Origin of the sequence: Pseudomonas sp. Sample_16, assembly GCF_004307665.1 — a bacterium.
Lineage (GTDB): Bacteria > Pseudomonadota > Gammaproteobacteria > Pseudomonadales > Pseudomonadaceae > Aquipseudomonas.
The window spans coordinates 1-25,514 of record NZ_RCOB01000121.1 but is presented as its reverse complement, the minus strand read 5'-3'; the positions used below and the strand labels follow the sequence as shown (position 1 = coordinate 25,514).

Annotated in this window: 24 protein-coding genes; 11 read left to right on the top strand and 13 right to left on the bottom strand. The window is 59.0% G+C overall.

Going from position 1 to position 25,514, the window contains the following annotated elements; genetic code table 11:
* Positions 1-285 precede the first annotated feature (285 nt).
* Positions 286-609 carry a ferredoxin FdxA gene (gene fdxA / locus D8U69_RS16970; protein WP_056856222.1) on the bottom strand — a complete coding sequence of 108 codons (324 nt, stop codon included), beginning with the start codon at positions 607-609 and terminating at the stop codon, positions 286-288.
* A 141-nt stretch (positions 610-750) separates the two neighbouring features.
* Positions 751-3,330 carry a DNA mismatch repair protein MutS gene (gene mutS / locus D8U69_RS16965; RefSeq protein ID WP_130906366.1) on the bottom strand — a complete coding sequence of 860 codons (2,580 nt, stop codon included), beginning with the start codon at positions 3,328-3,330 and terminating at the stop codon, positions 751-753.
* 210 nt (positions 3,331-3,540) lie between these two features.
* Here mutS and D8U69_RS16960 point away from each other — a divergent pair, with 210 nt between their 5' ends.
* From D8U69_RS16960 to recX, 5 genes are all read left to right on the top strand, one after another.
* Positions 3,541-4,275, top strand: a complete 735-nt coding sequence (locus D8U69_RS16960) for an XRE family transcriptional regulator (RefSeq protein WP_130907774.1) — start codon at positions 3,541-3,543, stop codon at positions 4,273-4,275.
* A 159-nt stretch (positions 4,276-4,434) separates the two neighbouring features.
* Positions 4,435-4,776 carry a phage holin family protein gene (locus D8U69_RS16955; RefSeq protein WP_056856171.1) on the top strand — a complete coding sequence of 114 codons (342 nt, stop codon included), beginning with the start codon at positions 4,435-4,437 and terminating at the stop codon, positions 4,774-4,776.
* 116 nt (positions 4,777-4,892) lie between these two features.
* Positions 4,893-5,393, top strand: coding sequence for a CinA family protein (locus D8U69_RS16950; RefSeq protein WP_130906365.1), 501 nt, complete (start codon positions 4,893-4,895; stop codon positions 5,391-5,393).
* Between the two features lie 83 nt (positions 5,394-5,476).
* Positions 5,477-6,535, top strand: coding sequence for a recombinase RecA (recA, locus tag D8U69_RS16945; protein WP_056856170.1), 1,059 nt, complete (start codon positions 5,477-5,479; stop codon positions 6,533-6,535).
* Between the two features lie 8 nt (positions 6,536-6,543).
* On the top strand, positions 6,544-7,011 hold the full coding sequence (gene recX, locus D8U69_RS16940; protein WP_130906364.1) for a recombination regulator RecX: 468 nt from the start codon (positions 6,544-6,546) through the stop codon (positions 7,009-7,011).
* 43 nt (positions 7,012-7,054) lie between these two features.
* On the opposite strand, the gene D8U69_RS16935 is transcribed toward recX, so the two are convergent.
* A complete protein-coding gene (locus D8U69_RS16935; protein WP_130906363.1) occupies positions 7,055-8,173 on the bottom strand; it encodes a TIGR00730 family Rossman fold protein in 1,119 nt (372 codons plus the stop codon).
* A gap of 484 nt (positions 8,174-8,657) precedes the next feature.
* Between D8U69_RS16935 and D8U69_RS16930 the strand changes: the two genes are divergently transcribed.
* Positions 8,658-8,852 carry a hypothetical protein gene (locus D8U69_RS16930; RefSeq protein WP_056856167.1) on the top strand — a complete coding sequence of 65 codons (195 nt, stop codon included), beginning with the start codon at positions 8,658-8,660 and terminating at the stop codon, positions 8,850-8,852.
* On the opposite strand, the gene D8U69_RS16925 is transcribed toward D8U69_RS16930, so the two are convergent.
* On the bottom strand, positions 8,853-9,275 hold the full coding sequence (locus D8U69_RS16925) for a PA3611 family quorum-sensing-regulated virulence factor (protein ID WP_056856166.1): 423 nt from the start codon (positions 9,273-9,275) through the stop codon (positions 8,853-8,855).
* A gap of 189 nt (positions 9,276-9,464) precedes the next feature.
* On the opposite strand from D8U69_RS16925, the gene D8U69_RS16920 reads away from it, so the two are divergent.
* The 3 genes from D8U69_RS16920 to D8U69_RS16910 all read left to right on the top strand — a co-directional run bounded on the left by D8U69_RS16920 (position 9,465) and on the right by D8U69_RS16910 (position 11,507).
* Positions 9,465-10,208, top strand: a complete 744-nt coding sequence (locus tag D8U69_RS16920; RefSeq protein WP_130907771.1) for a tRNA-uridine aminocarboxypropyltransferase — start codon at positions 9,465-9,467, stop codon at positions 10,206-10,208.
* 210 nt (positions 10,209-10,418) lie between these two features.
* A complete protein-coding gene (gene erdR / locus D8U69_RS16915) occupies positions 10,419-11,069 on the top strand; it encodes a response regulator transcription factor ErdR (protein WP_056856164.1) in 651 nt (216 codons plus the stop codon).
* Positions 11,070-11,144: 75 nt separating this feature from the next.
* Positions 11,145-11,507 carry a diacylglycerol kinase gene (locus D8U69_RS16910; RefSeq protein WP_008060649.1) on the top strand — a complete coding sequence of 121 codons (363 nt, stop codon included), beginning with the start codon at positions 11,145-11,147 and terminating at the stop codon, positions 11,505-11,507.
* On the opposite strand, the gene D8U69_RS16905 is transcribed toward D8U69_RS16910, so the two are convergent.
* Positions 11,504-12,430, bottom strand: a complete 927-nt coding sequence (locus tag D8U69_RS16905) for a LysR family transcriptional regulator (RefSeq protein WP_056856163.1) — start codon at positions 12,428-12,430, stop codon at positions 11,504-11,506. The genes D8U69_RS16910 and D8U69_RS16905 overlap by 4 nt on opposite strands.
* Positions 12,431-12,569: 139 nt before the next feature.
* On the opposite strand from D8U69_RS16905, the gene fpr reads away from it, so the two are divergent.
* Positions 12,570-13,349: a ferredoxin-NADP reductase gene (fpr, locus tag D8U69_RS16900; protein WP_008054100.1), complete on the top strand. Its 780-nt coding sequence runs from the start codon at positions 12,570-12,572 to the stop codon at positions 13,347-13,349.
* A gap of 149 nt (positions 13,350-13,498) precedes the next feature.
* Here the strand turns inward: fpr and tsaA are convergent, their stop codons facing one another.
* From tsaA to rimO, 6 genes are all read right to left on the bottom strand, one after another.
* Positions 13,499-14,197 carry a tRNA (N6-threonylcarbamoyladenosine(37)-N6)-methyltransferase TrmO gene (gene tsaA / locus D8U69_RS16895; protein WP_130907770.1) on the bottom strand — a complete coding sequence of 233 codons (699 nt, stop codon included), beginning with the start codon at positions 14,195-14,197 and terminating at the stop codon, positions 13,499-13,501.
* A gap of 170 nt (positions 14,198-14,367) precedes the next feature.
* On the bottom strand, positions 14,368-15,138 hold the full coding sequence (locus tag D8U69_RS16890; RefSeq protein WP_056856162.1) for an SDR family oxidoreductase: 771 nt from the start codon (positions 15,136-15,138) through the stop codon (positions 14,368-14,370).
* Between the two features lie 299 nt (positions 15,139-15,437).
* Positions 15,438-15,908: a DUF1456 family protein gene (locus tag D8U69_RS16885; protein WP_056856161.1), complete on the bottom strand. Its 471-nt coding sequence runs from the start codon at positions 15,906-15,908 to the stop codon at positions 15,438-15,440.
* Positions 15,909-15,983: 75 nt separating this feature from the next.
* The gene (locus tag D8U69_RS16880) at positions 15,984-16,694 is read right to left on the bottom strand and encodes an rRNA pseudouridine synthase (RefSeq protein ID WP_056856160.1); all 711 of its coding nucleotides are present in this window, start codon (positions 16,692-16,694) and stop codon (positions 15,984-15,986) included.
* 185 nt (positions 16,695-16,879) lie between these two features.
* The gene (locus D8U69_RS16875) at positions 16,880-17,353 is read right to left on the bottom strand and encodes a GNAT family N-acetyltransferase (RefSeq protein WP_056856159.1); all 474 of its coding nucleotides are present in this window, start codon (positions 17,351-17,353) and stop codon (positions 16,880-16,882) included.
* Positions 17,354-17,476: 123 nt separating this feature from the next.
* Positions 17,477-18,814, bottom strand: coding sequence for a 30S ribosomal protein S12 methylthiotransferase RimO (gene rimO / locus D8U69_RS16870; RefSeq protein WP_003222282.1), 1,338 nt, complete (start codon positions 18,812-18,814; stop codon positions 17,477-17,479).
* 285 nt (positions 18,815-19,099) lie between these two features.
* On the opposite strand from rimO, the gene D8U69_RS16865 reads away from it, so the two are divergent.
* Positions 19,100-21,001 (top strand): potassium transporter Kup, encoded by a 1,902-nt coding sequence (locus D8U69_RS16865; RefSeq protein WP_130907769.1) that lies wholly within the window; start codon positions 19,100-19,102, stop codon positions 20,999-21,001.
* A gap of 255 nt (positions 21,002-21,256) precedes the next feature.
* On the opposite strand, the gene D8U69_RS16855 is transcribed toward D8U69_RS16865, so the two are convergent.
* Positions 21,257-22,555 (bottom strand): AcvB/VirJ family lysyl-phosphatidylglycerol hydrolase, encoded by a 1,299-nt coding sequence (locus tag D8U69_RS16855; protein ID WP_130907768.1) that lies wholly within the window; start codon positions 22,553-22,555, stop codon positions 21,257-21,259.
* Entirely contained in the window at positions 22,555-25,197 is a 2,643-nt protein-coding gene (gene mprF, locus D8U69_RS16850; protein WP_130907767.1) for a bifunctional lysylphosphatidylglycerol flippase/synthetase MprF, read from the bottom strand. Before mprF ends, D8U69_RS16855 begins: the two co-directional genes overlap by 1 nt.
* Positions 25,198-25,514: the final 317 nt, after the last annotated feature.

The following is a 25,514-nucleotide window of genomic DNA, read 5'->3' as shown; positions in this document are numbered from 1 at the left end:
TGATAATAAATGGATTATTTTTAAGTTGACGGAATATGACAGGGAATTTCAGCGCAGAAGGGCCATTGCTCTTGGCGAGGAACGCTCTAGTATCGGGGTTGTGTCGACGGACAGACACGCCCTTCAAGGACGAGGGGAATGGACATCGCAGGACGCGATTCATCAGGACGATGAAAGGGAACACAGGGAATAAGGAAAAAAATGGGCGGGTCAAACCGCCCCTTTTTTTGCCTGCAGAAAAGCAAAAAGGCCCTTGTGGGGCCTTTTTTGGGAACGCGGGGGTAATCAGCGTTCTAGGTGTTCGAGCTTGCCCGGCTTGCCATCCCAGTCAGCCGAATCCGGCAGCGGATCTTTGCGTTCGGTGATATTTGGCCAGACTTCGGCCAATTCCATGTTCAGCGCAATGAAGTTTTCCATACCGGCAGGCACTTCATCTTCGGAGAAGATGGCCACGGCAGGGCATTCAGGTTCGCACAGTGCGCAGTCGATGCACTCATCCGGGTGAATCACCAGGAAATTCGGGCCTTCGTAAAAGCAGTCCACCGGACAGACTTCTACGCAGTCGGTGTACTTGCACTTGATGCAGTTGTCGGTGACGACGAAGGTCATTTCTAATTTTCTCCTCAGGCGCGGCTTGCTGCGCCCCTTCACGTGGGGGTCGCAAGGTTTGGGAGCGATAGTCTGCAGGCCAGGCTATAGCGTGCAGCATCCCAAACCGCGCGAGATTCTAACAGCTTGCAAGGCTATGCGTTAGATCCGTGTCTTTAGTGTATAGAGCATTTCGAGTGCACGACGTGGCGTCATGTCGTCCAGATCGAGTTTGGCCAGTTCATCCAGCACCGGGTGCGGCAGGCTGGCGAACATGTCGCTCTGCTGCGGCGCGGCCGGTTTGCCTTTGACAGGTTTCGGCGCTTCATGGGGCAGGGCGGTGTCTTCGAGTCGGCTCAGATGCTCGCGGGCGCGGACGATCACTTCGCTGGGCACACCAGCCAACTGTGCCACGGCCAGACCGTAGCTCTGGCTCGCAGGTCCCGGCAGCACGTGGTGCAGGAAGACGATGCGTTCGTTGTGCTCGGTGGCATTGAGGTGCACGTTGGCCACTAGAGGTTGCGCTTCCGGCAGGACGGTCAGCTCGAAGTAGTGGGTGGCGAACAACGTATAGGCACGCAAATGCGCGAGACGCTCGGCGGCGGCCCAGGCCAGGGACAAACCGTCGAAAGTACTGGTGCCGCGTCCGACTTCGTCCATCAGCACCAGGCTGCGCTCGGTGGCGTTATGCAGGATGTTGGCGGTCTCGCTCATTTCGACCATGAAGGTCGAGCGGCCACCGGCCAGGTCATCGCTGGAACCGATCCGGGTGAAGATGCGGTCGACCAGCGACAGTTCGCAACTGGCCGCCGGCACGAAGCTGCCGATATGCGCCAGCAGTACGATCAACGCCGTCTGGCGCATGTAAGTGGATTTACCGCCCATGTTCGGACCGGTGATCACCAGCATGCGCGTGTTGTCGTCGAGGCTCAGATCGTTGGCCACGAACGGCGTGGTCAGAACCTGCTCGACCACCGGATGACGACCCTGGGTGATGCGCATGCACGGCTCGCTGACGAACCGCGGGCAGTTCAGGTCGAGGTTCAAGGCACGCTCGGCCAGGTTGCTCAAAACGTCCAGCTCGGCCAGGGCGCCGGCGGTGTCTTGCAAGGGTGGCAATTGCGAGATCAGGTCTTCGAGCAAGGCTTCGTAGAGCATTTTTTCACGAGCCAGGGCACGGCTCTTGGCCGACAGTGCCTTGTCTTCGAAAGCCTTGAGTTCCGGCGTGATAAAGCGCTCGGCACCCTTGAGGGTCTGACGACGGATGTAGTCGGCCGGTGCCGATTCAGCCTGCTTGCTCGGCAACTCGATGAAATAACCGTGAATGCGGTTATAGCCGACCTTGAGGTGCGACAGGCCGGTGCGGGCCTTTTCGCGGGCTTCGAGGTCGATCAGGAATTGTCCGGCGTTTTCACTGAGCGATTGCAGCTCGTCGAGTTCACTGTCGTAACCGGTCTTCAACACGCCGCCATCTCGGATCACCGCAGGCGGATTATCGATAATGGCTTTGTCCAGCAGCGCGGCCAGTTCCGGGTAGGTGCTGGTGATCGTCGCCAGTTGCTGCAGGTGCGGGGCTTCAAGTTCGGTCATTGCCACTTGCAGCGCCGGCAGTGCACCGAGGGCATCGCGCAGGCGCGCAAGGTCTCGCGGGCGCGCGTTGCGCAAGCCGATTCGGGCGAGAATCCGCTCGATGTCACCGATTTCCTTGAGTTGCGGTTGCAGCTTTTCGAAACGGTAGCCGTCGAGCAGGCAGGTGATCGAGGTCTGGCGTGCCAGCAAAACCGTCAGGTCGCGCAATGGGCGGTTCAACCAGCGGGTCAGCAGGCGGCTGCCCATGGCGGTCTGGCAACGATCGACCACCGATTGCAGCGTATTGTCGCGACCGCCCGCCAGGTTGGTGTCCAACTCCAGGTTGCGCCGACTTGCACCGTCCAGCACCACGGTATCGTCCAGACGCTCGTGGCGCAGGCTGCGCAAGTGGGGCAGGGCGGTGCGCTGGGTTTCTTTGGCATAGGCCAACAGACAACCGGCGGCACCGATGGCCAGGGTCAGGTTTTCGCAGCCGAAACCTTTGAGGTCCTGGGTGGAAAACTGCTGGCAAAGACTTTTCAGCGCCGAGTCGCGTTCGAAATCCCACGGTGCACGACGACGAACCCCACGGCGTTTTTCCGCCGGCAGGTCTTTTGGCCAGTCGTCCGGAATCAACAGCTCCACCGGATTGACCCGCTCCAGTTCCGCCAACAGATTTTCCCAGCCCTTGATTTCCAGCACGCTGAAATTGCCGCTGGTGATATCCAGCACCGCCAGGCCGAACAGGCGCTCATCGCCCAGCACGGCTGCGATCAGGTTGTCACGACGCTCGTCCAGCAGCGCTTCATCGCTCACCGTCCCCGGCGTAATGATCCGCACCACCTGACGCTCTACCGGTCCCTTGCTGGTGGCCGGGTCTCCGACCTGCTCGCAGATCACCACCGACTCGCCAAGCTTCACCAGTTTCGCCAGATAACCTTCGGCGGCATGGTAAGGAATCCCGCACATCGGAATCGCCTGCCCGGCCGACTGGCCGCGAGCGGTCAGGGTGATGTCCAGCAACTTGGCGGCCTTCTTCGCGTCTTCATAGAAGATCTCGTAGAAGTCACCCATGCGGTAGAACATCAATTGGTCCGGGTGCTGGTTTTTCAGGCGCCAGTACTGCTGCATCATCGGCGTGTGGGAGGACAGGTCGGAGAGTGCTTTATTCATTGGGGATCGGAAAACTCGTCGAAAGGTGTGGGGCAAAAGTGGGGCATTGGCCCGGCTTTTCCGCAATGGGCGCAAGATTAACATGGGCGGTCTGCCGGACGCAGGCACGAACGCCACGTGGTCTGTTTCTGTTGGTTTACGCGCTATTTATGCGTCTTCAATGCAATTCTGCATTTGCCTCTCGCGAAAAGAACAAGCACTATGCGCGTTATGCAAAAACGCAATGTTTCTACCGTATTAAGAGAGCTGCTCGATCAGCACGGGATCTCCCCCACGGAGCTTCACCGGCGTACCGGCGTGCCTCAATCCACACTTTCGCGGATTCTCAGCGGCAAGATCGTTGACCCGTCGGATAAACACATTTCGAAGATCGCCGAGTACTTCGCCGTCAGTACTGACCAATTGCGTGGCCGCGTCGAAGTCGCGCCGCTTGCCGCTGGTGGACGCGATGTACTGCATTCGGAACTCAAGGATATAAGCCTGTGGGACGACGATACCCCCGTCGATGATGACGAGGTGTCGGTGCCGTTTCTTCGCGAGGTTGAATTGGCTGCGGGATCAGGAAGATTCGTCATCGAAGAAAGCGAGCGCTCCAGCCTGCGCTTTGGCAAACGCAGCTTGCGCCATAACGGTGTGCAGTTCGACCAGGCCAAATGCGTGACCGTGCGTGGCAACAGCATGCTGCCAGTGCTGCGTGACGGTGCCACGGTCGGGGTCAATGCCGGCAAATGCGGAATTGGCGACATCATCGATGGCGACCTTTATGCAATCAACCATAACGGCCAGCTACGGGTAAAACAGCTTTATCGCCTGCCCACCGGCATTCGCCTGCGCAGCTTCAATCGAGATGAACACCCGGACGAGGACTACACCTTCCAGGAAATGCAGGAAGAGCAGATTGTCATTCTGGGTCATGTTTTCTGGTGGGGTATGTACGCCCGTTAGTCCGTTTGACAGTCCGATAAAACCGCTCATTTGAGCGGTTTTTTTGTCTGTCGAATGCATGGGGGTGATCGCGATTCATGCATTGATGCATTGACTGTCTATGCATAAATGCATATTCTTCTTGCTCATTTGGTGGGCTGTCATCCAAGGAGGCGTGAAATGACCACGGAGCATTATGCGTTGTTGGACATGCCTCTCTGGCTATTCATCACCCTGCCTCTGGTTGGCGGAATCGTCGGCGAAATGTGGCGCGCTGATAAAGAAGGGGTTACTGGCAGACCTCTTCTCCGGCGTCTGATCATGCGGTCTGGCTCCAGCGTGGTCTGCGGTGCTTCGGCGATCATGCTGCTGCACGCTGCCAATGTTTCGATTTGGGCCGTATGCGCAGGAGGGTGCCTGACAGCGATGGCCGGGACGGACGTGGTTTTGGGGCTTTATGAACGCTGGGTGGCCAAAAGGCTGGGCGTGCGCGATGTCCTGCCCGATGAAGCTGAGGACTGATTAGCAGCTAAACCAGGCACCGGCATTCATCCCTTACACATTGATCGTCCCGATAACTTGCAAGTGCGATGGGCTGGTGTACGGTTAGTCTCATTCCGCCCGATCAGGAGATGACCGTGAAAGCAATCACCCAACTGGCCGATGACCTTGGCAGGCAGTTGCAGCTTCTAAATGCCCATGTGTCCACCGCCGAGTCATGTACCGGTGGCGGGATCGCCGAGGCGATCACCCGGATTCCCGGCAGTTCGGCATGGTTCGAGGCCGGTTATGTCACCTACTCCAATCTGCAGAAGAACCTGCAATTGAACGTCCCGGTGGAGTTGTTCACTTCGGTGGGGGCGGTCAGTCGCGAGGTGGTCGAGGCGATGGCCAAAGGTGCGCAGGAAAAAAGCCGTGCGTTTTTTTCCGTGGCGGTCAGCGGCATTGCCGGGCCTGATGGTGGTTCGAAAAGCAAGCCGGTGGGCACGGTATGGTTGGCCTGGGGCGTTGGCGAACGGGTATTCAGTGAAGTGCAGCACTTTGCCGGTGACCGTGACGAGGTCCGCCGACAAACGGTAAAGGCCGCACTAGAGGGGCTGCTGCGCTACACCAAGGCAGAAATCTCAAATCAGGGGTAGGCGATCCGGAATCGCTGTGGAATAATACTGGCTACTTATACAGGTGTTGGCCGTCAGGCCTTATTGATTACGTGAGGACTTTAATGGACGACAACAAGAAGAAAGCCTTGGCTGCGGCCCTGGGTCAGATCGAACGTCAATTCGGCAAGGGTGCCGTAATGCGTATGGGCGATCAGGACCGTCAGGCGATCCCGGCCATCTCTACTGGCTCTCTGGGTCTGGACATCGCTCTCGGCATCGGCGGTCTGCCAAAAGGCCGTATTGTTGAAATCTACGGTCCTGAATCTTCCGGTAAAACCACGCTGACCTTGTCCGTGATCGCCCAGGCTCAAAAAGCCGGCGCGACCTGCGCATTCGTCGACGCCGAACACGCCCTCGACCCTGAGTACGCCGGCAAGCTGGGCGTCAACGTCGATGATCTGCTGGTTTCCCAACCAGACACCGGTGAGCAAGCCCTGGAAATCACCGACATGCTGGTGCGCTCCAACGCGGTTGACGTGATCATCGTTGACTCCGTGGCGGCACTGGTGCCGAAGGCTGAAATCGAAGGCGAAATGGGTGACATGCACGTTGGCCTGCAAGCCCGTCTGATGTCCCAGGCGCTGCGTAAAATCACCGGCAACATCAAGAACGCCAACTGCCTGGTGATCTTCATCAACCAGATCCGTATGAAAATCGGCGTGATGTTCGGCAGCCCGGAAACCACCACCGGTGGTAACGCACTGAAGTTCTACGCATCGGTACGTCTGGACATCCGTCGCACGGGTGCGGTGAAAGAAGGTGATGAAGTCGTCGGTAGTGAAACCCGCGTCAAGGTTGTGAAGAACAAAGTAGCTTCGCCGTTCCGTCAGGCCGAGTTCCAGATTCTTTACGGCAAGGGCATCTACCTCAACGGTGAGATGATCGACCTCGGCGTGCTGCACGGTTTCGTCGAGAAGTCCGGTGCCTGGTATGCCTATAACGGCACCAAGATCGGTCAGGGCAAAGCCAACTCGGCCAAGTACCTGGCGGATAACCCGGACGTCGCCGCAACGCTCGAGAAGCAACTGCGTGACAAGTTGCTGTCCCCGGCGTCGGTAGCGGACGCCAAGGCTTCTGCGGTCAAAGAGACCGAAGACGATCTGGCTGACGCTGATATCTGATTGATCCGATGACCGCCGTACTCGATACACTCGTCGCGGTGCGGCGAACCGCAATGGACCTGCTCGCACGACGCGAGCACGGTCGGGTTGAGCTGGCGCGTAAACTGCGCCAGCGCGGCGCCCTCCCTGAAATGATCGATACAGCGCTCGACCGGCTGACGGAAGAGGGTTTGTTATCCGAATCCCGTTACCTCGAGAGTTTTGTTTCCTACCGAGCCCGTTCCGGATATGGCCCTTTACGGATTCGTGAAGAATTGAGCCAGCGTGGTCTGCAACGCAGCGATATCGAACTGGCCTTGCGCGAAAGTGGCATCGATTGGCAGGAGCAACTGGCAGACACCTGGCGGCGCAAGTTCTCCGGGCAGTTACCGATCGACGCGCGGGAACGAGCCAAGCAGGGCAGGTTCCTGGCGTACAGGGGATTCTCCATGGAGATGATCAGCCGCTTGTTCAGCGGCCGAGGGATGGACGATTAACTGAAACGGCTCGCTATTTCGATAGCGGGCCGTTTTTTTTGCATTACGTGATCTTGGACGGCGTTCGTGTGCGTTGTTGTGCCTGAGGTTGGGATTGTGCCCAGTTTTCCGGCAGGTTGATGTAGTCCACCAGCGCTCGCAACCGACCGTGATCACGTGCGTTGAAGGTGAAGGCCAGGCGCGCCAGGTGGCTGAACTGTACTTCGTCGTGTTCCTCGCCACTGTACGCATGCTGATGGAAGTGATCGCTCAGGCACAGATCAGCGAATGCCTTCTGCATATGTTCGAGGGCGCGCTCACTGAGCGTATGGTTCATGCGGATCACGAACTGATGCTTGAGCCAGCGACTGGAGTGGAAGTTGCTGTAGAACTGGTTGATGTGCTCCACGGCTTCCTCGGCGGTGTAGACCAGTTTCACCAGATTCATGTCGGTCGGCAGGATGTAACGGTTTTCCTCCAGTTGTTGCTGGATGAACTCCAGCGCTGCATGCCAGAACTTGCCGCCCGGCGCGTCCAGCAGTACCACGGGGACCAGCGGGCTTTTGCCGGTCTGGATCAGCGTCAACACTTCCAGCGCTTCATCCAGCGTGCCAAAACCACCTGGGCACAGGACAAGAGCGTCGGCTTCCTTGACGAAGAACAACTTGCGCGTGAAGAAAAAGTGGAAGGGCAGCAGGTTGGTTGTGCCCTGAACAGTGGGGTTGGCATGCTGTTCGAAGGGCAGGGTGATGTTGAATCCCAGGCTGTGTGCGAGGCCGGCGCCTTCGTGAGCGGCGGCCATGATGCCTCCACCTGCGCCGGTGATCACCATCATGTCCGAGCGCGCCAGGGTGGCACCGAGTTCCCGGGCGAGACCATATAGCGGGTGTTCGATGGGCGTGCGGGCAGAACCGAAGACCGTGACCTTGCGCCGGCCCTTGAACTGTTCCAGCACGCGAAAGGCTTGTTCCAGTTCGCGCAAGGCTTGCAGTGTGATCTTGGCATTCCAGCGATTGTGGTCTTCCTGGGCCATGCGCAGCACGGTCAGGATCATGTCGCGGTAGATTGGGATGTTCGGGCTGTTGGGGGAAACAAGGCTGAGTTGCTCTTCGACCTTGCTGATGAGATCGTGGCCGCTTTCTTCAAAATGACGGCTCAGGAGGTCATTCGGTTGGTAAGGCATTCAACTTCTCCTTCTGCACAGAGCCCACGGCGGCGACTACGCAATCGTCGATGCCACGACACTTCATGTGTCGCTGTCTGCCCCAGGCCCGTGCCTGGGCGATCCACTTGGCCCGAAAGTCACCGGGCCATCCAAACAGGCTCTGTTTGTCCCTTGGATGAAAGAAACGTTCGCACAACACAATACGTAACGGGCGGCCCCTTTTCCTGCCCTGACAAGTGAGTGTGGATAAGTAGAATCTAGACCTTCGCGGTGATTTTCGCTGCATTGATCATTGCGCCGCAAAGTCTTGCCTGGCAACCGCTTATTGATGATTTGCAAGGTGGTTTCACCGCTCGTCAGAACGCAAGCCAAGTGTCATGCACTCTGATTTACTAAGTTACAGGTGTGATACGACAACTTTGCGTCAACGGCAGGGCGCACGGTACAAGCAGTTAAAGGATTTTTCGCTCAACGCGAGTGAGGTGCAAGGAGGCGGGAAACCATGGCCAGAGTCATTCTGGAGATCGATACGCAGCTGTATCGATTGTTGAAATCATCGGCCGAGACCAATCATTTGAGTCTCGAGGAGGAGTGCTGCCGGCGTCTTGTAGGCACGGAGCGTCGATCACGTTACTTGCAGGCACTGCTGGCAGAGTTGCGCGCCGAAGATGAACAGCGACGCGCAAAGTCTCATTGATTACTTCTTCTTCGGCACCGCTTTCGGGCAATCCGATTCCTGGTAGCTGGCAGAACCCACCGCGCGGTTGGTCTTCACTTCGGTGAAGTCGTAACGCATCACTGCACCCTTGGCCATCAATTTACGGTAGGACGGGTTGTTGCAGACCGAGGCGCCCAGCTGGAAGTACACGGCTTTGGGATCGGCGCGCATCTTGTTGGCGTGGCTGCTTTGCACGCTCAGGTGGTTGATCAGGACATTGCCTTCGACGGTGTAGCCTTGATCGAGAATGTCTTCATTGATCGCCCGAGGAGTGCCGACGCTGCTTTGTGCGGCGACGTTGCGCAGTTCTCTGTTCAGATTCTGCTCGCTCAGGGATGCAGCCTGAGCGTTGAAGGTCGAAGCCAGCAGAATGGCAGCGGTGGGAACGATAAGGCGCAGCATGAAACTCTCCTGGGGCAGTGATGGGTGGTTTGACCCGTCACGTGACTGTGCGTTCAGTGGCGGCGAATTATAGGGGAGGCGGCCTGGACGGTACAGGCTTGCTCCTGTCGGTCTGGTAAACTGCCGGTACTTTTTGCCTTGCCGAGTGTTTTTCGTGTCGACTCCTCTTTCCCGCTGGCGTTGCCTGCCATGAGCCATGCCCCCAATGCAGTAGCCCGCCTGCGCGATCAGCGCGAAGACGAAGGCATCAAGCCGCTTCAGGCCCGTGGCTGGCGCGCAACCCGTTGCCGTGCCTGCCGCGTGATCGAGAGTCACTGCCTGTGCGCCTGGCGCCCGCAGGTCGAGACCCGCTCCGGTGTGTGCCTGATCATGACCAGCAAGGAAGTGTTCAAACCGAGCAATACCGGTTGGCTGATTGCCGACGTGGTGCGCGATAACCACGCGTTCATCTGGTCGCGTACTGAAACCGACCCACAGATGCTGGCGTTGTTGTCCGACCCGCAATGGCAGCCTTATCTGGTGTTTCCAGGGGAATATGTCGCACCCGAGCGCGTCACCCACAGCGTGGCGGTGGATGGCAGCAAGCGGCCGTTGTTCATTCTGTTGGACGCGACCTGGACCGAAGCCCGGAAGATTTTCCGCAAGAGCCCGTATTTCGACTCGCTGCCGATCCTCAGCCTGTTGCCCGAAAAACTGTCCCGTTATCAATTGCGCCGATCCACCCGCAGCGAGCACCTGTGCACCGCGGAAGTCGCGGCGTTGTGTCTCGATCTGGCGGGCGATGAGCAGGCGGCATCGGCACTGGAGGCTTATTTCGATGTGTTCAGCCAGCATTATCTCGGTGCCAAGCGTCAGCTTGAAATGAACGTCGAAACGCCGGCACACGCCGAGTTGTTGCCGTTCGTGCAGAAAATCGCTGCGGGCGGGGATTGATTGTCGCTCATACTGCAAAAGACTGTAGTGGCCATGTAGCTTGACCACCCCGGTTTCGCTGGGCATGCTTGGCGCCGATCAGTGCGCGGCCGAAGTTTGATACGCCTATTCTGTGCCAACGAGAATAGTCATGTATCGGCGTTCAATGTGCCCCGGGTACCGCTCTCTGGCTGTACCTTGAGTTGCTGGAAAAACAGGATCATTTGAACAATGGCCACATACGAAATCCTGATTGCCGATGACCACCCACTTTTCCGTTCCGCCTTGCATCAAGCGTTGAGCCTTGGGCTTGGTCCCGATGTGCGTCTGGTGGAAGTGGCGAGCATTGCCGAACTGGAAACCCGCCTGACCGAAAAAGCCGATTGGGATCTGGTCCTGCTGGACCTCAATATGCCTGGGGCGTACGGTTTTTCAGGCTTGGTGCTGTTACGTGGCCAATACCCGCAGATTCCAGTGGTGATGGTTTCCGCTCAGGAAGAGGCGACAATCATGGTCAAGTCTCGTGAGTTCGGCGCCAGCGGGTTCATTCCCAAATCCAGTGACCTGAGCGTGATCCAGAAAGCCGTGCGTGCGGTGCTCGATGGCGATGTATTCTGGCCGCCGCAGGCATTCGAAGCCGTCAGCGTATCCGATGAGGCCAAGGCTGCCAGCGAAGGGCTTGCCAGCCTGACGCCGCAGCAGTTCCGGGTATTGACGATGGTTTGCGAAGGTTTGCTGAACAAACAGATCGCCTATGAACTGAGCGTTTCCGAGGCGACGATCAAGGCGCACGTGACGGCTATTTTCCGTAAGTTGAATGTGCGGACCCGGACTCAGGCAGCGTTGCTTCTGCAACAACTTGAGTCAATTTCGAGCCACTGAGGGTTGGCTTCTTCACGCTTTTTTGACTTTGGTTAATCTAGCTTTCCCACTCCTTTTTGGTCAGTTGCCTACTCTATGTCACCTTTCAAAGGCCAGACCGGCCTTAAACGTATTCTCAACGCCTCCGGCTATTCGCTGGACGGCCTGCGCGCAGCCTTCACCGGGGAAGCTGCGTTTCGGCAGTTGGTATTGCTCAATGTGATCCTGATCCCGCTGTCGTTCTTCCTGAACGTCAGCCGGGTCGAGCAAGCCTTGCTGATTGCCGTCTGTTTACTGGCACTGATCGTCGAGTTGCTCAACTCGGCGGTGGAAGCGGCCATCGACCGTATTTCCCTGGAGTTGCACCCGCTGTCGAAAAACGCCAAGGACATGGGCAGCGCCGCGCAATTGGTGGCGCTGACCATGATTGCGCTGGTGTGGGCCGTGATTCTGCTTTAAGCGATCGTGGGCAGTACGATCTCGTCGCTGCGCTGAACCCCTGCGGTGAAAGCGCGGCACAGATCGAGGAATTCGCGCATCGCCGATGTCTGGTATTTCTGTTTGTGCCAGATGAAGTAGAACTGTCGCGCCAGGTCCAGATCCGGTGTTTCCACCGCTACCAGGCTGCCGCGACGGAATGCGTCCCGTAGCGCCAATCGCGATATGCACCCAATCCCCAGGCCGGACTCCACTGCGCGCTTGATCGCTTCCGTATGCTCGAGCTCCAGGCGGATATTCAACGCGCTGCGGTGATGGCGCATGGCCTGATCAAATGTCAGGCGCGTGCCTGAACCTTGCTCACGCAGAATCCAGGCTTCGTGGCTCAGTTCATCCATGCTTGCCGTGCCGCGTTTGGCCAAAGGATGTTGCGGCGCGCAGAACACCACCAATTCATCTTCGACCCAGCTCTGCACTTCGATGTCCGGGTGGCTGCAATCGCCTTCAATCAGACCCAGGTCAATTTCATAGTGGGCTACTTGTTGCACGATATTGGCAGTGTTCTGCACGTGCAGCTTCACCTGGCTTTCCGGGTGGCGCTGCATGAAGCTGCCAATCAGCAGGGTAGCCAGGTAGTTGCCGATGGTCAGGGTTGCGCCTACCGCCAATGAGCCGAAACCGGACTTGCCGTTGAGCAGGTCTTCGATTTCCTTGGCCTGATCAAGCAGCGCTACCGCTTGCGGCAACAACTGCTTGCCAAGGGCGTTGAGGCTCAGGCGTTTGCCGGCACGGTCGAACAACTGGCAGCTGCACTGACGCTCCAGTTCGGTGATTGAGGTGCTTGCCGCCGACTGCGAGAGGTTGAGCAGGCCCGCAGCACGGGATACGCTTTCCTGCTGGGCGACAGCGACGAAGACTTGAAGTTGACGGAGAGTAAATCGCATATCGATATAACCGATAACCCTTATCTTAATAATCCAGTTAACAGATATTGTCGTCGCTATTAGAATGCGATGCAATTGCGCACCCCGGCTCTGTTCATGCAAGAGCGAGCGCAGACCAATCTCCAGGAGTCCCACGTACATGAGCAACATGAACCACGAGCGTGTCCTCAGTGTTCATCACTGGAACGACACTCTGTTCAGCTTCAAGTGCACCCGTGATCCGGGCCTGCGCTTCGAGAACGGTCAGTTCGTGATGATCGGCCTGCAACAGCCCAACGGCCGCCCGCTTATGCGCGCTTACTCGATCGCCAGCCCGAACTGGGAAGAGCATCTCGAGTTCTTCAGCATCAAGGTGCCAGATGGTCCGCTGACTTCCCAGTTGCAGCATTTGAAGGAAGGCGACGAGATCATCATCAGCAAGAAGCCTACCGGCACGCTGGTGCTGGATGACCTCAAGCCTGGCAAACATTTGTACTTGCTCAGCACCGGTACCGGTCTGGCGCCGTTCATGAGCGTCATCCAGGACCCGGAAACCTACGAGCGTTTCGAAAAAGTGATCCTGTGCCACGGCGTACGTTACGTCAACGAAGTCGCCTACCGCGAGTTCATCACCGAGCACCTGCCGCAGAACGAGTTCTTCGGCGATGCGCTGCGTGACAAGTTGATCTACTACCCGACCGTGACCCGCGAACCGTTCGAGAACGAAGGTCGCCTGACCGACCTGATGCGCAGCGGCAAGCTGTTCAGCGACATCGGTCTGCCGCCGATCAACCCGCAGGACGACCGCGCCATGCTGTGCGGTAGCCCGAGCATGCTCGACGAGACCAGCGAAGTGTTGAACAGCTTCGGCCTGAAAGTTTCGCCGCGGATGCGCGAGCCGGGTGATTACCTGATCGAGCGTGCATTCGTCGAGAAGTGACCGCAGGTCACGTGTAGGAGTCGGCTTGCTGGCGATAGCGCCTTTAAGATCGCCATCGCCAGCAAGCCGACTCCTACAATAGATTCGCAGCGCATCCAAAAAGCCCGCATGACCCCGGACGGTCATGCGGGCTTTTTCGTTTTTGGCGTTCAGGCTTTCGCGGGAATGACTTCGAGAACGCGGATCAGGTCAGGGGTCGGGTAATGCCAACGCACATCCACATCCCAGAACTGCGCGCCGTATTCCCGTTCCGGCGCAGGTGTCTGATAGGCCGGGCGTGGATCCTGCGCCAGGCATTGCTCGATCAGCTCGACCAAAGGCTCTGCAAGGCGCTGGGCGTGGCCATTAGCCTGGTGCAGCGCAGCATCCGTCCACTCTACGGCAATCAACTGCGGCGCGGCGCTGGCGATAGTGTTGGCGGCGCTGTCGATGATATCGGCGTAGGGCACGTAAGGTTTGATGTCGAGAACCGGCGTGCCGTCGAGCAAATCGATACCGGAAATCCACAACCGACCGGCTTCAACCTTGTCCAGTTTGACCACTGACTGGCCAATGCCATTGGGGCGATGGGTGGCGCGGGTGGCAAACACGCCCATCGATTTGTTGCCACCGAGTCGGGGCGGGCGAACTTTCAGGCGGGGCTTTTCTTCCAAGGCCTGGTGAAACAGGAACAGCAGCCAGACATGGCTGACGTGCTCCAGGCCCTGCACGGCATCACCCTGATCGAAAGGTGCGACCAGTTCCAACACGCCGCGCGCGGCCGGGGCCAGTTGCGGTTGACGCGGAATGGCGAACTTCTCCTTGAAGCAGGAGCGCACGAAGCCGATGGGGGAAACGCTGTAGGTCATGGTTTACGGTCGAGGCGGGGTGAGGGTGGGCATGATAACCCGATCAACCATGATCATTCCCACGCTCTGCGTGGGAATGCCTCAATGGACGCTCTGCGTCAGCTCTTGGGACGCGCAGCGTCCCGCGCTGCATTCCCACGCGGAGCGTGGGAACGATCATAAGGAGAAGATCAGAGGCTGAACCCACCATCCAATGGGATGATATTCCCGGTCATGTAAGCCCCCGCCGTACTCGCCAGGCTGATCGCCAGCGCCGCCATCTCTTCCTCGCGCCCCCAACGCTTCATGGGGATCAGCGCCGTATCCTCGGCCAATGCCTGCTTATCATTGCCGATATGCTGGGTCATCTTGCTCGGGAACCGTCCCGGTGCGATCACGTTGACGTTAATGTGCTGGCTGACCAGCTCCCGCGCCAGGATCCGCGACAATTGGTGCAGTGCGGCTTTGCTGGGGCCGTAGGCGTAGGCCTGTTCGCCGAAGGAAGAAATCCCCGCCACCGACCCGATGTTGATGATCCGCGCCGGGTTCGCTTCGGAACCTGCCTTGCGCAGCAGCGGCAGGAACTGCTGGATGCAGTTGAACACCGAAGTCACGTTGAGCTGCATGACCTTTTCCCAGCCCTTGATGGGATAGCTTTCCAGTGGCGCGCCCCACGTGGTGCCGGCATTGTTCACCAGAATGTCGAGATGGGTGATCTGCTCGCCCAGGCGTGTGGCCAGTTGTTGCACGCCTTCTTCCGTCGCCAGGTTGGCAGCTACGGCATGGCAGCGCCCAAGGGCACCGAGTTCGTCAGCGGTTTGCTGGCAAGCTTCGGCATCGCGGGCGCAGACATACACGGTCGCGCCAGCCTCGACATAGGCCTTGGCAATCATTTTGCCGATACCACGAGTGCCGCCGGTCACCAGAGCGGTGCGGCCTTGCAGGGAAAAGTAGGGGTGCATGGCGAATCCTGAGAACTTAAGGGTCTCTACACCCTAGTCGTCAGCCGTGAGAAGCGGAGCCACTATTTTTGCGAGGAATGAGCATCCATACAGGACTGCCCTTTCTTTTGCAGGCGCACATCTTGCTGGCGATAGCGTCCTCAAGATCGCCATCGCCAGCAAGCTGTGCTCCTACAGGGAGTGAGCATCCATACAGCTTTGTGACGCCATCCCTTGTAGGAGCAAAGCTTGCTCGCGATAGCGCTTTCGAAATCGCCATCGCCAGCAAGCTTTGCTCCTACAGGGACGCGGGCGGGCGATTACTGCGGACGCACGCGCAGGGTCAGGCCCTTGAGGAAATTGCGCAGCAACTGGTCGCCGCACGGGCGGTAGTTGGTGTGGCCGAATTTGCGAAACAGCGCGCTCAGCTCAGGCTTGGACACCGGGAACTCGGCGGCCTTGAGGATCGCGTGCATGTCGTCTTCCTTGAGTTCGAAGGCCACGCGCAGTTTTTTCAGGATGATGTTGTTGGTCACCGGCACTTCGATCGGCTGCGGTGGACGGCTTTCGTCCTTGCCACGCTTATAGATCACCAGGCCGTCGAGGAAATGCGCCATGACTTCGTCCGGGCAGCGTACGAAACCTTCCTCGTCCTCCTCTTTCTTGTCGAGCCAGGTCACCAGGTCTTCGAGCTTCACATCCATGCCACCGAGCTTGATGATCTCGATGACTTTCTTGTCGCTGATGTCGAGCATGTAGCGCACGCTGCGCAGTACGTCGTTATGAATCATGTGGGCAGTCCCGATTTTCAACTGTGGGCGTCGCAACCAGGCGCGACGCCGAAATGTGTGACGGCGTGAAAAGCCTTAGAACTTCTCTTTGCCGGACAGGTAGCGCCATTGTCCCAACGGCACTTTACCGATGGATACGCCACCGATGCGGATCCGGCGGATACCTACGATCTTCAGGCCGACGGCCTGGCAGAACAGGGCGATAACACCCGGTTGCGGGTTTTTCATGGCAAAGCGCAGGCGGTTTTCGTTCTGCCAGCTGGCCTTGACCGGCGGCAATTCCTTGCCCTTGTAGGTCAGGCCGTGTTGCAAGCGATTGAGACCGTGCTCGACCATGTCGCCTTCGACTTCGACCACGTATTCCTGCTCGATCTTGTTGGAGTCGGCGGTGAGTTTGCGCAGGATCTTCCAGTCCTGGGTGAACACCAGCAAGCCGCTGGCGTTAGCCTGCAGGTCAGTGCTGGCGGTCAGGCGCTGGAAGTGGCCCTTGAGCGGACGTTTGCCGTAACGGTGTTCTTCGCTCAGCGTCTCGGCGCTGATGGTCGCCATGGCGGTGTCCGCGTCCATGCCGGCGGGCACGTTGAACAGGATGGTTACCGGTTCCGGGGCAGTGGCCTTGGCTTCTGGATCCAGCTCGACTTTTTGTGCGCCGACTTTGAACTGCGGCTCGTCGATGACTTCGCCGTCGACGGTGACCCAGCCGCCTTCGATGAACAGCTCAGCCTCCCGACGGGAGCAGCCGACGAGTTCGATGAGGCGTTTGGAGAGACGAATCGGGTCAGTCATGACAGGGCCGTAACAAAAAAGGGGTGGGCATTGTACCTGCCTGGCGCCGGTTAAGCCCGGTTCCATTTGAGGTCGGTCGCAATTCCTGTGGGCGCTGGCTTGCCAGCGATTGCATCACCTCGGTGTATCTGGCTTGACCGCAGCGTCCGCATCGCTGGCAAGCCCCACAGGGTTAATCTGGTGTGTCAGCCATGTTGTGAGCGTTGCTGGACCTGGCGCATTCGCATATGCAACAACGGATAGGGCTGTCCCATGCCATCGACTTCCGAGCGGCCGATCACCTCAAACCCTTGCTTGAAGTAAAACCCCAGGGCTTGCGGGTTCTGTTCGTTCACGTCCAGTTGATCGGCGTTGAGGTTTTCCAGGGCATAACGCAGCAATTTCTTGCCCAGGCCCTGACCGCGGTGTTGCGGGTCAATAAAGAGCATTTCGACCTTGCCCGCCGCGACCCCGGCGAATCCGGTAATGCGCTGGTTGGCGTCCTTGGTGCAGATCAGCATGACGGCATCGAGGTAGCGGGTCAGCACCAGATTCTTCAACAGATTGATGTAACTGTCTGGCAGAAAGTCATGGGTGGCGCGGACCGAGTCCTCCCAGACCCGGGTCAGTTCTTCATAGTCACTCTGTTTCGGTGTGTGGATGACCGAATGTTGGCGCATGCCCGCCTGCTCCTTCTTTTAGCTACCGACTGTAAAAAGTGAGATTCCGTTCTTCACCAAACGATAGCCGTAAAAAAGCCCCGCATCTCGTCAAGAGAGCGGGGCTTTGCATAATTTTTGCGTTTAGATCTGTTCAGCCCACAGATCGTATTCGTCGGCGTCGGTCACCTTGCACCAGACTTTATCGCCCGGCTTCAGGTTGCTGCCATTGTCGATGAATACGTTTCCGTCGATTTCCGGAGCATCGAAGAAGCAACGGCCGACCGCGCCTTGCTCGTCGACTTCATCGACCAGCACTTCGATTTCACGGCCGATGCGCATTTGCAGGCGGGCCGAGCTGATCGCCTGCTGGTGCGCCATGAAGCGCTCCCAACGATCCTGCTTGACGTCATCTGGAACCACTTCCAGGTCCAGGTCGTTGGCCGGCGCGCCGTCGACCGGCGAGTACTGGAAGCAACCGACGCGATCGAGCTGGGCTTCGGTCAGCCAGTTCAGCAGGTATTGGAAGTCTTCTTCAGTCTCGCCCGGGAAACCGACGATGAAGGTCGAGCGGATGATCAAATCTGGGCAGATTTCGCGCCAGTTCTTGATCCGCGCCAGGGTCTTGTCTTCGAACGCCGGGCGTTTCATCGCCTTCAACACTTTCGGGCTGGCGTGTTGGAACGGGATGTCCAGGTACGGCAGGATCTTGCCGGCGGCCATCAGCGGGATCAGTTCGTCAACGTGCGGGTACGGATAAACGTAGTGCAGGCGAACCCAGACGCCGAGGGTGCTCAGGGCTTCGCAGAGTTCGGTCATGCGGGTTTTCACCGGCGCGCCGTTCCAGAAACCGGTGCGGTATTTCACGTCGACGCCATAGGCGCTGGTGTCTTGCGAGATCACCAACAGCTCTTTGACGCCCGACTTGACCAGGCGCTGGGCCTCGTCAAGGACATCACCGACCGGACGGCTGACCAATTTGCCGCGCATCGACGGGATGATGCAGAAGCTGCAGCTGTGGTTGCAGCCTTCGGAGATCTTCAGGTAGGCGTAGTGGCGTGGGGTCAGTTTGATCCCTTGCGGCGGCACCAGGTCGATCAGCGGGTTGTGATCCTGACGCGGCGGCACGACTTCGTGCACGGCGTTGACCACTTGCTCGTACTGCTGCGGACCGGTCACGGCCAGCACGCTCGGGTGCACGTCGCGGATGTTGCCTTCTTCGACGCCCATGCAGCCGGTGACGATGACCTTGCCGTTTTCCTTGATCGCTTCGCCGATCACTTCCAGAGACTCTGCCTTGGCCGAATCAATGAAGCCGCAGGTGTTGACCACCACGACATCGGCGTCCTGATAGGTGGACACGACGTCATAGCCTTCCATGCGCAGCTGGGTAAGGATGCGCTCGGAGTCGACCAGTGCTTTGGGGCAACCCAGGGATACGAAGCCAACCTTTGGATTGGCCGGCGCAGGAGTGGTGGACATGTCTAACCTCGGTGTTTTGTGACGCCGCTTGCCGGGCTGGGCAAAACCGACGGACGGGCGCTTGAACTGCGCCTCTGATCAAAAAGTGCGCAATTCTAGCGGTGAGACGTTCACTTGACCAGCTTTATGCGGGGAAATACGACGAGTGCTGCGCTATGCTTCGCGCGGTTGGGCTTTACGGATTTTTTACAGTCAACAAAACGTCTGTAACGTAAAGTAAAAAAGCGCATGCTGCAGAAAAGTGCTTCATTCAAGAAGCCGGGTTTTGGTAATCAGGAGTGGTGGATGGGGCACGCAAGTAGTCAGGCAGGAGCGACCGGGCATTCGGCGGCCAAACCGATCGGCATGCTGGTTGCGGCAGTCGGGGTGGTTTATGGCGATATCGGCACCAGTCCGTTGTACACCCTCAAAGAAGTGTTCTCCGGCGCGTATGGTGTGCCGGTCAATCACGATGGCGTGTTGGGTATTCTGGCGCTGATTTTCTGGTCGTTGATCTGGGTCGTTTCGATCAAATACATGATGTTTGTCCTGCGCGCCGACAACCAGGGCGAAGGCGGGATCATGGCCCTGACCGCGCTGGCACGGCGAGCGGCGTCAGGGCATGCCAAGCTGCGTGGCCTTCTGGTGGTATGCGGGCTGATCGGTGCGGCGTTGTTCTATGGCGACAGCATGATCACCCCGGCCATCTCCGTATTGTCGGCAATCGAAGGCCTGGGATTGGCATTCGAGGGGATCGACCATTGGGTGGTGCCGTTGTCGTTGATCGTGCTGGTGGCGCTGTTCCTGATTCAGAGTCACGGCACCGCACGGATCGGCATCCTGTTCGGGCCGATCATGGTCACCTGGTTCCTGGTGCTGGGAGCGCTCGGTGTCTACGGCATCGTTCAGCACCCGGAAGTCCTGCAAGCGATGAACCCGGTTTGGGGTGTGCGTTTCTTCATCGTGCATCCGGGCATGGGCGTGGCGATTCTCGGCGCCGTGGTGCTGGCATTGACCGGTGCCGAAGCGCTCTACGCGGACATGGGCCACTTCGGTCGCAAGCCGATTGCCCGCGCCTGGTTCATCCTCGTGCTGCCGGCGTTGGTGCTCAACTATTTCGGCCAAGGCGCCTTGCTGCTGGGTGACCCGGAAGCCGCTCGCAACCCGTTCTACTTGCTGGCGCCAAGTTGGGCGTTGATCCCACTGGTCGGCCTGTCGACCCTGGCCACGGTGATTGCCTCGCAAGCGGTGATTTCCGGTGCGTTCTCCTTGACCCGTCAGGCGATCCAGCTCGGCTACATCCCGCGCATGCATATCCGGCACACCTCGAGCGCTGAACAGGGCCAGATCTACATCGGTGCAGTGAACTGGGCACTGATGGTCGGCGTGATTTTGCTGGTGATAGGTTTCGAATCCTCCGGCGCCCTGGCTTCCGCCTACGGTGTGGCGGTGACGGGCACCATGCTGATGACCACTATTCTGGTGTCGGCGGTGATCCTGCTGCTGTGGAAGTGGCCGCCGATCCTTGCGTTGCCGATCTTGCTTGGTTTCCTGTTGGTGGACGGTCTTTACTTCGCTGCCAACGTACCGAAAATCGTGCAGGGCGGGGCATTCCCCGTGATTGCCGGTCTCGCATTGTTTGTCCTCATGACCACCTGGAAGCGCGGCAAGCAGTTGCTGGTCGATCGCATTGATGAAGGTGGATTGCCGTTGCCGATCTTCATCAGCAGTATCGCCGTGCAGCCCCCGCATCGGGTCCAGGGTACCGCTGTGTTCCTCACCGCCCGGCCGGACGCCGTGCCTCACGCTCTGTTGCACAACCTTCTGCATAATCAGGTGCTGCACGAGCAAGTGGTGCTGTTGACGGTGGTGTACGAAGACATCCCGCGAGTGCCGCCGAGCCGGCGCTTCGAAGTCGATTCCTACGGCGAGGGTTTCTTCCGGGTAATCCTGCATTTTGGCTTCACCGATGAGCCGGACGTGCCGAAGGCGCTGAAACTGTGTCATCTCGATGAACTGGACTTCAGCCCTATGCGCACCACCTACTTCCTCAGCCGCGAAACCGTCATCGCTTCCAAGCTCGAAGGCATGGCCCGCTGGCGCGAGGCACTGTTCGCCTTCATGTTGCAGAACGCCAACGGCAACCTGCGCTTCTTCAATCTGCCGTTGAACCGGGTGATTGAGTTGGGGACACAGGTGGAGATGTAAGACTGCAAGATCAAAAAGCCCCCGTTGCCTTGCGGCAGCGGGGGCTTTTTATGACGTATCCAAAGGCAGCGATAAACCCTGTGGGAGCGGGCTTGCCCGCGATGGCAGCGTGTCAGTCGACAGAGATGTCGGACGTTATGCCCTTATCGCGGCAAGCCTGCTCCCACAGGGATTTGTGTCGAGTTCAAGTAACGGTCATGAAAAAGCCCCCGTAACCGAAACGCTGCGGGGGCTTTTTTGCAAACGCTGCTCAGATCACTCCTGAGCCTCGGTTTCCTGCGCCTGGAGTTTCTTGATCACCCCCACCAAACGCTGGGCCAGCGCCGGGTAGTTTTCGTCGAAGTGGTGGCCGCCGGGCAATTTGATGACTTCGCCCACGGCGCTCTTGTCGGTGCAGCCACTTTCATCGACTTCTTCTTCACCGTAGATGCACACCACTTTAGCGGCTGGCAACCTGGCCATTTCCGGGCCGGTGGCGGCTTCCTTGCCGGCGTTGCCGAGCCAGCCTTCGACTTCGATTTCGAAGCTGCCGGTACGGGCGAAAGCCAGCAGGATGATTGCGTCGACGCGATTCTGTTCCGATTCGGCCAGGCGGTTGTAGATCGCTGGCAGCACGTCGGCACCGAACGAGTAACCGGTGAGAATGAAGCGCTTGGTGCCCCATTTCTGCCGGTAGTGCTGCATCAGTTCTGCCAGGTCCAGGGCGCTCTGTTCCGGACTCTTGTGCTGCCAGTAGTAACGCAAGGTGTCGATGCCGACCACCGGGTAACCGATCTTGGCCATTTCGCCGGCGACATCGCGGTCCAGATCGCGCCAGCCACCGTCACCGGAGAGGAACAGGGTGACCGTGTCCCGGGCCTGGCCTGCGGGCACTTCAACCACCGGAATCTGCAGGCCGCCTGCCGCTTTGTCGCCGCCGACGAGGATCTTGCGCAGTTCGTTGTTCAGCACTTGCGGCAGGTTGATGTCGTAGTCGCTGATGCTGGTTTCGGCGTTCGGCTGGTCACGCACGAAGCCGGCACTGGTGTCGTCCGGGTTGTCGTTCCATGCCACCAGCCAGTGGCCGTGGGCGGCGCTTTTGGGCAACAGGTGTGTGCAGCTACCGGGTTTTTCCAGGGCCAGATCCACGGAAACGGCATGGGCCTTATCGTTCTTCTGTTCCGACAACCAGCGCCAGGCCAGCACCGCGCCCGGGCCGATGCCGCTGACCAGCGTGGCCGGCCCCTGCAGTTCACGCAGGCCCGCTTGCAAGGCGCGGCTTTGCAGCAGGCAATCCTTGGGCAGAATCACCTGAACGATCTGCGCCGAGGCGCTGCGGCTCAGGGTGGTCAGTTGCTTGTCATTGAGTTTCTGATCATCGTTGACCGCCACCAATACCTGGGCCTTCGGCGTGGTGCCGGGAATGACGCGGGTCATGGCTGCGCCATCGGCCGGTGTGAGCTGTTCGAGGGTCGGTTCTGGTGCCGGGCGTTTGAGGTACCAGAAACCGCCGCCGAGAATCACGGCCAGCACGATCAGTGCGGCCAGGATGTATTTCAGGGAGCGTTGAATCATCAGCGTTTCACCAATCCAGTCAAGCCGCCCGCGATCAGGGCAGCAGTGTCGGCCAGCGCAACCAGCGGATCGAGTCCGGCGGGCACGGCCATATAACGGGGTTCCCAGTCAGGCTGGAATTTGTCTTTGAAGCGGCGCAAGCCTTGGAAGTTGTAGAGCTGCTCACCACGGCGGAATACCATCGAGCCCAAGCGCTGTGTCAACGGTGCGCCGCGACGGGGTTGCAACCCCGACAACGGCACCATGCCCAGGCTGAAGCGCGCGTATCCATGATTTTTATAATGTTGAATCAGGCCGACCATCATGAATTCCATGGTCAGCTTGGGGGCGTCCGGGTGCGCGCGCATCAGGTCGAGGCTGGCCAGGTCATGGCTGTAGGTCTCGAGCAGGTTGGCGAATGCCACCGGGCGCCCCTCGAAACGGATCACCGCTATACGGAAATGCTTGAGGTAGTCATCACTGAACCGCCCCAGGGAGAAGCCTTTCTCACGCACGTTCTTGCCAGTCAGCCAGGCATCGGAAATCACCTTGAGCTCATCCATCGGCGCCTGGCCCGGTTCGTGGATTTCCAGCGACAAGCCATCGCGGGTGCCACGGTTCCAGGTGTAGCGCAGGTCCTTCATCTCCTTGCCCTTGGCTTCGAGATCAAAACGCTTGAGATCGACCCGGGCTTCTTCACCGAGCTTGATCGCGGTCAGGCCGATGTCCATGTAGTACGGCAGGTTCTCCGCGCGCACTTGATAGAACACCGGACGGGCGTGGTGGATGTCACACAGGTCACGGAACTGCCAGATCATTTCCGCTCGTTGCTGGGCAGGGCCAATCGGGTCATACAATGCCACAAGGCTGCGGCCACGACGGGCATACATCAGGAACGCCTCGTCGTTGGGGTGGAACAGCAGCGCCTTGTCGCCGGTGAGGGCTAGGCCGCCGTCCGGTTGGGCGGACGCCATGAGGATCTTGCTGGCGCGCTCCAGTTCATCGGGCGTCGGCAGATGAATCACCGGGCGGGCCGTGCGCAGCAGCCAGGTCAGGGATACCACCACCAGCAGCACCGCGGCGCCGAGCAGCGAGCGCAAGCCACGGGGAGCATCGGCGTCCAGGGTGAACTGCCACCACAGCTGATGGCTGTAGGGAACGTCCTGATAGGCGAACAGCAGCAGCCACATCGAAGCACCGAGTACGCACAGGCTGGCCACCAGGTACAACGGCGAAAACGGCAGTTCGGTCAGACGGCTCGGACGGTAGAACGAGCGGCGGAAAACCCCGAGCAGGCTCGCGGTCAAGACCATCAGGCTGGCTTCTTCCCAGTCGAAACCCTTGAGTAGAGAGAGCAGGGCGCCGACCAGCAGCAGAATGGTGGTGAGCATCCACGCTGCCGACAGTCGCCGACGCAAACCCTGGGCGAGCAGCAGGCACAACACGCCGATCAGGCTGGCGCCCAAGTGCGAGGCGTCGACCAGTCGATGCGGAATCAGAAAGCCGATGTGTTCCAGGCGGGTGTCGATTTCCGGCGTTGCTCCGGAAAACAACAGCACTACCCCGGAAAGAAACACCAGCACCGCGAGAATCGGCGCTGCCAGGCCAGACGCGGCACGCAGCGTCTGACGGGTCTGGAACAGGCGCTGCCCTTCGTTGATCAACAGCAGCAGGCAAGCCACCAGCATCGGCAGCACCACGTAGATCAAGCGATAAAGCAGCAGGGCGGCGGCCAGTGGCGCGGCGCCGAGCTTGTCGGAAAAGGCCGCGAGCAAGATCGCCTCGAACACCCCGACGCCGCCGGGCACATGACTGAGCACGCCCGCCGCCAGCGCCAGGAGGTACACCAGCAGGAATGCGCCGAAGGGCGGAGCTTCGGGCAGCAGGAGATACAGCACGGTCGCGGCGGCGGCCACGTCCAGAGCGGTGATGAGCAGTTGCAGGAACGTCAGGCGGCGCCCGGGCAGGCGCAAGGTGCGACGACCAATCTTGACCAGCAGGTTATCGGCGTAGGGTTGTTCCGGCAGGCGGCGACGGTACAGTCCGATGGCCAGCACGCTGAACAACAGCAGTACGCCGGCAGCGATGGCACCGAGCAAGATCTCTGAGAGCCCCAGGGCCGCAGAGGCCGCGGGCAGATTGCTGAGTGTCGCCAGTGCCGCCAGTGGCGGCAGGGCGCAACCGAGCGACAGGCTGGCAAACAGCGTCATGTGCGCAACCTCAGAAGCCCCCAGGCCATGACGCGCATATAAACGGTAGCGAACCGAGCCACCCGACAGCATCGACAGGCCGATGGCATTGCCAATGGCGAAAGCGCTGAAACCGCCCAGGGCCACGGTGCGCGCGGGCAGGCTCACACCGGCATAGCGACTGGCTGACCATTCATAGCCCAGCAATAGGATGAAGCCTGCCACGGTCGCGCCCAGTGCACCGAGCAATGCCGGTTTTGGAACCTCGAGAATCGAGTCGTGCAGAGCGTCCAGGTCAAGTTCGCTCAGCAGGTGACGACAGGCAATCAGCGCGATCGCGAACAACAGCAGCGTGACCGCAAGACCTATGGGCTGACGGTATTTACTGACGCGATCAAGCAAGCGCAGTCGCTCGGCTTTGATCGGTTGTGTCGCTGTGACGGTGTCTTGTGAATCAGACGAGTTGGCGCGCATCAATCACCTCTTGGATTGTGCGCGACAGGATGGAGGTATCCAGCCAAGTTACCAATCCCTGTAGAAAAAAATAATCACAAATATTAACGCCTCTCACCGGTTGGCGGCGATGGCATGTCATTGGGCATAGAGGGTTCTGTCTGCGATTCAGCATAGTCTGAACCCGCAGCCAGGGTGATCCCGAACGCTTCACTACACAGTGACAGGTCATTGTTGCGAAAGGACTTTTTCAACAGATACAAAAAAGGCCACTCTTTCGAGTAGCCTTTTTTGATGTTTGGTTGCGGGAGCCGGATTTGAACCGACGACCTTCGGGT